The organism is Thalassoroseus pseudoceratinae, assembly GCF_011634775.1.
GTDB lineage: Bacteria > Planctomycetota > Planctomycetia > Planctomycetales > Planctomycetaceae > Thalassoroseus > Thalassoroseus pseudoceratinae.
The window spans coordinates 457,028-468,117 of sequence record NZ_JAALXT010000003.1; the positions used below are offsets into that span (position 1 = coordinate 457,028).

At 55.3% G+C, this 11,090-nt stretch carries 7 protein-coding genes; 6 read left to right on the plus strand and 1 reads right to left on the minus strand.

Annotated features, from left to right (window positions below):
• Positions 1-148: 148 nt before the first annotated feature.
• From G6R38_RS11870 to G6R38_RS11890, 5 genes are all read left to right on the plus strand, one after another.
• Positions 149-1,399 carry an ArnT family glycosyltransferase gene (locus G6R38_RS11870; protein WP_166825027.1) on the plus strand — a complete coding sequence of 417 codons (1,251 nt, stop codon included), beginning with the start codon at positions 149-151 and terminating at the stop codon, positions 1,397-1,399.
• Positions 1,396-4,770, plus strand: coding sequence for a hypothetical protein (locus G6R38_RS11875; protein ID WP_166825030.1), 3,375 nt, complete (start codon positions 1,396-1,398; stop codon positions 4,768-4,770). Before G6R38_RS11870 ends, G6R38_RS11875 begins: the two co-directional genes overlap by 4 nt.
• A gap of 121 nt (positions 4,771-4,891) precedes the next feature.
• Positions 4,892-6,754, plus strand: coding sequence for a glutamine--fructose-6-phosphate transaminase (isomerizing) (gene glmS, locus G6R38_RS11880; RefSeq protein ID WP_166825033.1), 1,863 nt, complete (start codon positions 4,892-4,894; stop codon positions 6,752-6,754).
• A 146-nt stretch (positions 6,755-6,900) separates the two neighbouring features.
• Positions 6,901-7,410 carry an FHA domain-containing protein gene (locus G6R38_RS11885; protein ID WP_166825036.1) on the plus strand — a complete coding sequence of 170 codons (510 nt, stop codon included), beginning with the start codon at positions 6,901-6,903 and terminating at the stop codon, positions 7,408-7,410.
• Positions 7,411-7,648: 238 nt separating this feature from the next.
• A complete protein-coding gene (locus tag G6R38_RS11890) occupies positions 7,649-8,791 on the plus strand; it encodes a hypothetical protein (protein WP_166825039.1) in 1,143 nt (380 codons plus the stop codon).
• A gap of 32 nt (positions 8,792-8,823) precedes the next feature.
• Here G6R38_RS11890 and G6R38_RS11895 read toward each other — a convergent pair whose 3' ends face one another.
• Positions 8,824-9,972, minus strand: coding sequence for an aldose 1-epimerase family protein (locus G6R38_RS11895; protein ID WP_166825042.1), 1,149 nt, complete (start codon positions 9,970-9,972; stop codon positions 8,824-8,826).
• Between the two features lie 176 nt (positions 9,973-10,148).
• Between G6R38_RS11895 and G6R38_RS11900 the strand changes: the two genes are divergently transcribed.
• A complete protein-coding gene (locus G6R38_RS11900) occupies positions 10,149-10,982 on the plus strand; it encodes a glycosyltransferase family 2 protein (protein ID WP_166825045.1) in 834 nt (277 codons plus the stop codon).
• Positions 10,983-11,090: the final 108 nt, after the last annotated feature.

The following is an 11,090-nucleotide window of genomic DNA, read 5'->3' on the forward strand; positions in this document are numbered from 1 at the left end:
GCAACTCGATCCATCGAAAGTGCATTGACGGTGACGTTTGAGCACATTGCACCTGGGCATCGGCTGCATCGATCTTGACCAAAAGCCGAAGATCGCTTTACCATCCCGCGCTGGTCGTCGTGGCAGACAGTTTCGGTCGAGGTCCGTCATGCGTTGGGTCGAACGCCATCCATTGCTGACGGTGTTGTTAGTTGCAGGCAGCCTGCGACTAACGGCGGCGTTCGGCGTGCAGTGGTATCTTGATGATGTCGCACACAGAGCCTATCTCATCGCCGGAGATGCGGACGGCTATTGGCAGTTAGCGGAGACCATCGTCAATGGAGAGCCCTACGAGATTTACGATCCGCCACGCCGAGTCTTGCGGATGCCTGGATTCCCCGTGATTTTAGCGGCGGCGATGAAACTCGGCGGCGGAAGTCCGTTGTTTGTGCGGATCGTATTAGCGGCGATTGGAACGGCGGCGTGCGGTCTGACGTTCTGCTTGGGCCGAGAACTCACCAATGCCACAACCGGACTTCTCGCGGGTTTGTTGGTTGCGCTCTCTCCGCTGCAAGTTGGGTTCAGTGTTTTGATCCTCAGCGAAACCACCTTCGCCGTCCCCATGATTGCCAGTCTGTGGGCATTCACAATTCTGCTACGGACCGACTGGAGTGATCAACCGGTCCGGGGGATTTTCGTCGCATCCGGAGTCGGAATCTCAATCGGTTTGGCGGTGTTGATTCGTCCGACGTGGTTGCCAATGGCGTTGGTGTTCGCGGGTGTCTGTGTACTGACGAAACGGTTTCGGCCGTCGAGCTTGCTTCACGGCGTTGTCGTCATCGGCAGTACCGTGTTGGTTTTGTTGCCCTGGACGATCCGGAATTGGCAGGTGACTGGTCGCCCCATCATGACGACACTCTGGGCCGGTCCGAGTCTGTATGACGGGCTGAATCCGCATGCAACCGGCGCAAGTGATATGCGGTTCCTCGAAGATGATGGTTTGCTTGAGAGTTTGAGCGAAGACGAATTGAATCGTCATTATTGGCAAGCTGCTTGGCAGTACGCGCAAGAGAATCCCGGCAGAAGCGTTGTTTTGGCGTTTCGGAAAGTGGGACGACTCTGGAGTCCGTGGTTAAACGCCGAAGCCGCACAACGTTGGTTTGTGCAAGTTCCGGTCGTCTTAACTACCCTGTTCCTGTTTGGTTCCGGCCTGGTCGGTTTTTGGGATCAGCGGCGAAATCTTTTGCTCCTGGGCATCACCGTCGGTCCGGCACTATTCCTGACTGCGGTTCATACGCTTTTTGTGGGGTCGGTTCGCTATCGATTGCCGATGGAATTCCCCCTCGCCGTCTTGGCAGCGATTGGAGTGCAATCCGTATATTGCTCCTTCCCAAAGAGACAACCGGAGGTCGCCCAATGAGACGAACCGCGAAATGGGCTGTCGGCCTGCTGTTGCTCACACTACTTAGTGGCGGAGCATTCGCCTATTGGATGTACACTCGGACCGACGAGCTTCTTGTCCAGAAAATTCTGGAAAAACAACGGGAAGTGCTGCCGGATTGGGAAGTGGAAATCGATCGTGCCCACTTCGATTGGCATCGACGAATTCGCATTCACAATATGTCGATTCGTCCACGCGGCCGAAAGGAAGTCGTGATTCGGCTGCCGGAAGTCGTTGTCACAATCAATCACGAGGTCTTCAAAAAACGACAGCAGATCGTGGTTGATCGTGTGCGGCTAATTCGCCCGCAACTCGATCTGGTTCGCGATGCCCAAGGCGTTTGGAATTGGCAAGAATTGCTGCGATTGCCACCTTCTGAAAAGAGCATGCCCGAATGGACGATCGAACAAGGGCAAGTGTTTGTGCGTCTCGACCAAGCGGACGGTGCCCAACCGGGTCGCATCCGTTTGGAGAAAATTGCCGTCCAGGCGATCCCTTCCGGCAAACGTCAGTTCCGCTTTCATAGTGAAGCGAACGTCAATGAAGCTGGAACGCTGAAGACCAAAGGTTTTCTCGATATCGACGCACATCGTTGGTCCGTGACGGGGCGGATGGAGAACCTCGTTGCGGATGGTGCGTTACTGAATCTTGCCGCTGGAACATCTCCGGAGCTACGAACGCAACTGGCACAGGTCGACAAGAACCTTGCCGACGCCTACACGAAGTTGGCCGGGTTGCCACCGTCGCCGGTTCGCGAGCCGTTCCAGGTGGCCTCGCGTGAACCGGCTCAATCAATCCCGCACGCCGGAAGTTCCACCGATACGCCACCGCCGATGTCCGCCGCTCGTCCCGTGACCGTCCCGGATTTCGGTTTGGAGTGTGCGTTGGATATGGAGTTCCATCTTGCGAAGGATTCCAGCATCGAGGAAATGGAATTTCGCACGCTCATCGAAATCCAACAGGGCCAGATTTCCAATCCGGTTTTGCCGTTCCCGCTGCATGACTTGTCGGGAGAAGTCTACTGGGACAATCGACAGGTAATTCTTCGTGACTTGTCGGCGCGGAATGGGGAAACGCGATTGCAAATCGACGGGCTCATTCAACGTCAGGCGATGAATACACCCGCACGGATGGAAGTCCGATTGACGGATCTCCTGCTCGATGAACGGTTGCGGTCTCGGTTGCCGTTGGAGTATCGCGACAAGTACGATCTGATTCATCCGGAAGGGCCAATCAATGCGGAAATCACGCTCGGGACGCTTGACGGACGTCGGTGGCGGATTGATCAACTTCTGTTGACCGCTCGCGGATGCAAAATCACGAACGCGAAGTTCCCGTATCCGGTGGAACGGATCACGGGCACGCTGCGACAACAAAATTCGGACTGGGTGATCGATCTTGTCGGCCACGCGGCCCGGCAACCGGTGGTCATCACAGGGATCATTCGCTCCCCGTCAGCGAATTCGGAAGTCATTGTCGATGTGCGGGCTCAGCGATTTCCAATCGACAATCGATTTCTGCAAGCGGCTCCCGATGGTCTTCGGAAGATGGTTGAGAGTTTGCATCTCACCGGTTGGACCGACGTCGATTTGCGGATGCACCGCCCGCCAGGTCGAGATCGAAAGTTCGAACTGACGATCGACGCCCGGTTATCGCATTGCGAGATCCAACCCGAGTGTTTTCCGTATCGACTTTCGGAAGTTTCGGGCCAGTTGACCCATGACAGCCGTACGGACCGCTGGAGTTTTGACGATTTCCGCGGCGAACATGGTGCCATGACGTTGACGGCCCAAGGGGCGTTTGGTCGCGAGAGTCTCGATGATCCGGGACTCTTGCAAATGAGCTTCCAAGCCGACAAGGTGCCGTTGGATGAGTCACTCCGACGAGCACTGCCGGAGAAACTCCGTTCGCTTTGGGACGAACTCCGGCCCAACGGTCAGGCAGAAGCGTACGCGACTCTGAAATGGGTGCCCAACGGCGAAATGGACGTCAAGCTGCCTTACGCCCGAGTCTATGGCGGAGCCCTGCAACTCCAAGCGTTTCCGTACTTGATTTCCGACGTCGAAACGAAGTTTTCCGCGACAAGCACATCGGTAACGATCGACTCTTTCGTCGGCAAGCACGACGAGACCTTTGTTCGCTGCGAGGGTTGGGCAAAAATCAATGATCAAGGCGAGTGGCGATTGCAGTTGAACGATTTGCACGTCGATGATCTCAACCCCTCTCGCCAATTTCGCCGCGCGTTGCCACCGGACTTGCGGTCGGTCGTCGAGGAACTGGATCCGCAAGGATTGGTTTCCGTTTCCGGGCAAGTGCAGCTCGCAAGCGCCGGCGGAGCGGACGCGGTGATCAGGTCGGGGTGGGATCTTCAATTCGCCTTCAACGGTAATCGTGTGACGGTCGGTGTGGACATCGAAAAACTTTACGGGCGAATCGACTACCGTGGTAAATGGAATGGGAAGGATCTTCTCAGCGAAGGCCGAATCGATCGGTGTTCCTGTGAAGTTTGGGGATACCAACTGATGGAGGCAAAAGGACCGTTTAGCGTGAACGGATACCGAGTCACCTTTGGGAAGCCGTCGTTGTTGCAGTCGACGGAGGTGAATGTGCCGGATGAGGAACGCCTCACCGCGAAAGCGATCGGTGGTTTGCTGCTCTTGGATGGCGAAGCCGACGTGGTTGACCCGGTTGCATGGCGGCTGCGAGCAATCATGCGGAATGGTGATCTGGAACAGTATTCCAAACGCTATTTGCCCGGCGTACGAAGTTTGCGTGGCGTGTTGAATGGTTGGATCAATCTGTCGAATCAAACACACGATCCAAACCGAATTGCCGGCGAAGGCCAAGTTCAAATCCACCCCGCCGCGTTGTATGAGATGCCGGTGATCGCACAGGTGTTCCAAGCCATGACGTTCACCCCGCCGGACCGCGAAGCTTTCAAGCATGCGTTTGTCGACTTCGATGTGGCTGGCGAGGAATTTCGATTGAATGAGATCGACCTCGTCGGTGACGCGATTACATTGCGAGGACAAGGATCGGCTCGGATGAGCGGTCGATTGAATATCGACTTCTACTCGTCCCTGCCAAAGCGCCAGTTGGCTCGGATGCGATTGCCGTTGCCGGTGGTTAGCAACCTCGTCAATGGTGCTCTCGACGGTTTGACCAAAGACTGGGTCCGTGTGGAAGTTCGCGGAAGCACATCCGCTCCGGAAGCCCGCATGGTTCCGATGCCGGTCGTCGATGATGCACTGAAAAAGTTCTTGGGAGCCATCGGCGGATCGCAAGGGGCCCGCACGCTTAAGAAAATTCCTCTCCCGCGAATGCCCTCTCTTCGGAGCCTCCGTGGTTGAGCGGTTGCCGTTGTCGTCGTGTCTTGGGACGCGAATCTCGTATTGACCGATATTGCACCGTTCGGTAACTTCCGCGCGACTGTGAAACCTTCGGTGATTCGAGCGATGGAGCGCAACCGGGATGTGTGGAATTGTCGGCTATATCGGACAGCGGGATGCGGCGAAGTTCTTGGTCGAAGGTTTGCACCGTTTGGAGTACCGTGGGTACGACAGTGCTGGGGTCGCGGTATGGCAGGAAGACGGCATCGCGGTTCGTAAGAAGGCGGGCCGGGTCGACGAGCTCGCCAAACTTGTCGCCAACGAGCCTGCGGATGGATCGGTCGGCATTGGCCATACCCGATGGGCGACCCACGGCGAAACGACGGATATTAATTCGCATCCACATACCGGCGGAAACGGCGAAGTTGTGTTGGTGCACAATGGGGTGATCGAAAACTACACCGCCATCCGCGCTCAACTACAATCGCTCGGCTACGTGTTCCGCACACAAACTGATACGGAAATCGTCGCCCACCTAATCGCACATCATCTCGAAGAGCAAATCCGCTTGGGCAGCGATCCAAGCGAAGTCCAGACCTATGTGGACGCCGTTCAAGTTTCGCTTAAGAAGCTAAAAGGGACCTACGGACTCGCGATTGTTTTCCGAGATCACGACGACTTAATGATCGTGGCACGCTCGGGTAGCCCGTTGGTGATTGGTGTTGGCGAAGGCGAATACTTCGTAGCCAGCGATGCCAGTCCGCTGATCGGCTACACGGATGAAGTCGTGTATTTAGCAGATCATGAATTGGCCGTTCTTCGGAAGAGTGGGTTGGAACTTTCTCATCGAGACACCGGGATTCACACGCCGGACATTCAAACGCTCGACCAAGTTTCCAGTGATATTGATTTGGGTTCGTTCGATCACTACATGCTCAAGGAAATCTTTGAGCAACCGCAATCCATTGAGAACGCTCTTCGCGGGCGGATCAACGAAGACGAAGCCACCGCGATCTTCGGTGGTTTGAACATGGACCCGCAACAACTTCGTCGGATCGATCGGATTGTTCTAACAGCATGCGGAACCAGTTGGCATGCGGGACTTGTCGGCGAGTATCTCCTCGAGGAATTCGCACGGATTCCAACCGAAGTGGAGTATGCCAGCGAATTGCGGTATCGAAATCCGCCTTTGGGCACTCGCACGATGGTCTTCGCGATTACACAAAGTGGAGAAACCGCAGACACGCTGGCCGCGATGCGGGAATGTCAGCGAAAAGGTCACCCGACGCTCGCGATCTGCAACGTCGTTGGTTCCACGATCGCCCGGGAAGCCGACGGTGGAATTTATCTTCACGCCGGGCCGGAAATCGGTGTCGCATCGACGAAGGCGTTCACGTCGCAGGTCACGGTGTTGACACTGCTGTCCTTGTTCTTAGGACGAATGCGGCACATGTCGTATCCGGCTGGTCAACGAATCATTCGTCAGTTGCTCGAAATACCATCGCAGATTGAGAAGACACTTCAGTGTAATGATGTCGTCAAAGAAGTCGCTGCGAAGTACGCCGAGGCGAACAACTTCCTGTATCTCGGGCGGCTGTACAACTTCCCGGCGGCGCTTGAAGGTGCATTGAAGCTCAAAGAAATTAGCTATATCCACGCCGAAGGCTACCCGGCGGCCGAGATGAAACACGGCCCGATCGCTCTGGTCGATGAGCACACGCCGAGTGTGTTTATCGTGCCACGTTGCGGGATCTATCCAAAAGTCTTGAGCAATCTGGCCGAAGTGAAAGCCCGTCGTGGCCCAGTCATCGCGATTGCCTGCGAAGGTGACGAGAAGATCGCGGAGTTGGCTGACGACGTGATCTACGTACCTGACGTCGAGGAATGTTTGCAGCCGTTGGTCACATCCATCCCGCTGCAACTGCTGGCGTATCACATTGCCGTCCTGCGGGGCTGTGATGTAGACAAACCTCGTAACTTGGCCAAAAGCGTGACGGTCGAATAAATTCGCTAACCGGACCTAAATTTCCTTGGGATCGGTTTGGATTCACCGAAAAACATTATTTTCTCGCCTGTGCTTGCCACATATAGTAAAATGCAGGTGTGGAAAGTGCGCGACGTGAGTCGTAATGGTTTTCGGAGAATCACTGGATGGCGATTTATCTTGTCCCAATTGACAATGGGCGACCGATCGTGCTCGACAAAGCCGTCGTGTTCGTCGGTCGGCACCCCGAGTGCGATGTCATCCTCAAAGACAGCCGAAAAGTCTCGCGGAAGCATTGTTGTCTCGCCCAAGTGGACGACCGCATTGTCGTCCGTGATTTGGGCAGTATGAACGGCATTCGTGTGAATGGTCGTCAGGTCCGCAAGGAAACGACGATCCATCTCAACGATGAGTTGTCGATCGGCGATGTCACGTATCGCATCAAATCGCGTCGTCAGATGCTCGATGGGATGCAGTCCGGTGATGTTGAGCAACTTTCCGAACCGTCGCCCCGGAAACCGGCCAGTCCTCCGCCATCCCCATTGATTCGGGCAATCAACGAAGGCGATGTGGACATCAGCCAGGACTTTCCTGTTCCACTCTCGGACTCACTCGCCAACGAATCCGAACTTCCGTCCCGATTCGTCGACGGCCGCTCCTCGGAACCTTCCGAGTGATCGAGCACCTACCGGCCGGTCGCTCATTGAACAAACACCTGCTGTGCATTCCCGAGTCGCTACCGAACCGGCTCGAGAGTTTGATAAGTGTTTTCGCATATGACGACTTTGGTCCGCCATTTCGCCAGAACGAAGTTGACAAATTTTGGGATCTGACGAAACTTTGGCTCAAGTTTCGGCAGGACGCTGAAACCTGTGATCAAATGATCTCATACTTCGGTCGTGGTTGGATCCTCTCGTGACCCCATCAACTCTCTACCTGACTCTCGTGTTCGGTGCGGCTATCCCTGGCAACACGGACACATCTCTATATCAAGTGGATCAATCGTTTGAGACGGTCATCCGAGGGCAATCGCCCGTCGGGACAACGAACGTCGTGACGACGCCGCTTGGCATGGAAGATCCTTGGCGACCACGCTTGGCTCAATACGGAGCGCCGGTTCAGGACCCGTTTCTTCAACCGCCGGGTGGCTATGGTGCCGGCGGCTACGGTGCGGCTCCACCGGGAGGTGCACAGCCCTGGTGGTTACAAGAAGCTCCGCCGTTGTATTCCGGCATCAATGGACCGCAGCCGTTCAAGTTCGGTTGGACCTCGTGGTTGGATGCCACCTACATTCCCGATCAAGGGATTAGTCCGGGTACCGGTGAATTCGGGATGTTTGGTTTGGATATCGGCGCGAATTACACGTCGCAGATTTCCCCATCGACCGTACTCACACACGGACCCGATGCCGGTTGGCGATCTTGGAAGAGTCCACGCCTGACTTCCGGAGAAAGACTTCCCGCCTCAGCATTTCATCTGGGCTACAACTTCGAAACCGTGACGCAAACTGGTTCACCATGGGCCATCGTTTTTGGTTTCTCGCCGTCGATCAATTCCGATTTCGAACAAAGCATCGGATCGGAAGCGGTCCAACTCGATGCTAAAGTCGCCGGTGTCTATAACGCCGGACCAGGATTGCAATACGTAGTCGGGGCACTGTATTGGGATCGTGTGGACGATATCATTTTGCCATATGGCGGTCTGGTTTTTACTCCGGATGACCGCAGTGAATACCGCTTGATGTTCCCGGAATCTCGGTTCAGTTACTACGTCGGGCGTGTGGGTGAAGACGATAAATGGCTGTACGTGTCCGCCGGATATCACGTGGAATCCTACGATATCGAGTTGTCATCCGGTCCCACCGGACCACGCGGAGACCAAATTCAATTCAGTGATTGGCGCGTCATGTTCGGCCTTCGGTCCGACAATGGACTGATGGGGCTTGGTTCATACATTGAAGCAGGCTACGTGTTTGATCGAGAAGTCGAATTCAAAGGTAGCACTCCAGACTTCGACATCGATAGCGGCTTCATCCTCCGTGGCGGACTCCGATACTAATCGGAGTCCAGCGGCAAAAATTGTCCGATATGTTACGGGCTCCAATTGCCGATAGGTTTCGGGTGGATCGTTGGTTCGGTGGCTTGCTGAGTGGCGTTGATCGATTGCACTCGAGCGGACACGTCTTCCGCTCCGGAATGGACTGAAAGATTTAAGCGACATTTTCGCGACTGACCCGCTTCCAAACTGATCACGCGGCCTTGTTCACGCTCGAACGTCCGTGTGTTCGGCAAGCATGTCGCGGGTTCCAGGCCGCACACGTATCCGTCGGCCTCGGCTCGGGTGTTTTTCCAAAGCACAAAGTACGGCAAGCTGAATTGATCGAACTGCACGCTCAAACCTGCACTGTTGTCGGCATTCTTGAGCAACACTTCGGCCATTCCATTGTCGTCGGGAATCGGCTGGAAAAAGTAAGCCTGTTCGGTGTAGCTAGCCTCGGGGCCGGCGAACCGATTCCATTCCGAAATTCCTTCCGCAGCGCGGGCATCACGGGGGGCCATGCTCTCGAACGCAGCCACGCAGGTGGCTCCCTCACCAAGTACCGGCGGACCGTTGTTGATGTGATAGAGCAATTCCACATCGGCTGGCGTGCCTCCCATGTTCGTGATCTCATCGACGATCGAGATCGCACCGGAATCCCAGCTAGTCTCGACACGTGATGTCAGTTGCAGTCGCGCGTCGAACAGAGAGGATTCCTCCACGATACCGACGATGGCCAACGTTCGAGCATCTTCGTCGATCTCCAACCAAAGTTGATGAGCTGGTTGATTCGAGATTCGCCCGTGCAACGTGGTTCCTTCTTCTGGCTCCGGTGGGCCGAGGAACGATAAACCGCATCGGCACAGCCATTCGTTGAATCCATCGAGCCAGCCAATTCCACCGCGACGCTGCAGATCGACAAATTTTGGATGCACCGGCAATGAAACTGGTGCGTCCCAACCGAGGCGGATACCTTGATATTCCCCTCGCCAGATTCCCATTCCCCGCGTGGGCAGAATATCGATACTGAGTTCGCCGTTGTTCAGCGTGACGACGTCAACACCGTCCGAAAGTCCGCCACGCATCCGCCGCGTTGTGACGCTCCAATTTCCCGACTGTCCGGCTTCGGCGGCGTCGATTCGCCAATTATCGAGAAAGACCCCGTCTTTGACGTCGACGAGAACATTTTTCGATCGGTTCACTGGTTCACGCTCCGTTGCCAATCTACACCAAAACATTGCAATCCCGACTACCTGCCCACCAAAAGCGGTATTGGCCGAAAGATAGACTGGACATCATCGGTCTGTTCGATAGACAATGCCATCTCCACATTGAAAACCGATGAACCCCATTGAACTGAACAGGGAAAGACCGGTCAATGCCGAGCCAGGAATTTGAAACCGTTACGGACGAACGACCTTATTCTCAGCAATGGTACAACAATCTTCGCCAGACCCTCGGCGAGACAGCGTGCCGACAACTCGGTTTTTATGCAATCCCAGCGGATTTGCTGCTCTCAGTGGTGATTCCGGTCTACAACGAAGAACAAACGCTGCGGCAAATCGTTGACAGCGTACGGTCCGTGCCGATCCGCAAAGAGATCATTCTCGTTGACGATTGTAGTCAGGATTCTTCGCGTGCGATCATAGAAGAGTTGCAGTCTGAAGAGGATGTTGAGAACCGAATCCAGACTGTGTTTCATGATCGGAACCAAGGCAAGGGGGCCGCATTGAAGACCGGGTTCGGAAAAGCAACCGGTGATGTCGTGCTGGTCCAAGATGCCGACTTGGAGTACGACCCGTCGGAGTATCCCCGATTGCTTCGTCCCATCGTCGAGGGCAAAGCCGATGTGGTCTACGGCAGTCGATTCCTGGGAGATCAGCCGCACCGCGTGCTGTACTATTGGCACTACCTGGGGAACCGGTTTCTCACGACTCTCTCGAATGCGTTTACCAATCTGAACTTGACCGACATGGAAACGTGTTACAAAGTCTTCCGAAAGGAAGTGATGGAGGAAATCGAACCTCGGCTCAAGCAGCGACGGTTCGGTTTCGAGCCGGAAGTCACCGCTCGGGTGGCTCGGCGACACTTCCGAGTTTACGAGATGTCAGTGAGTTACTCCGGTCGAACCTACGAGCAAGGCAAGAAGATTGGCTGGCGAGACGGTTTGCAAGCTCTCTGGTGTATCGTCCGATACGGAATTGCCGACTGACACCGGAGTCCCTACGATACATAGTCCCCACCCACCTGATCATGACTCCACATCCTGTGGTTCAATGGTTACACGTCGTCGGTTGCTTGCATCCGAGGCGAACTTGGT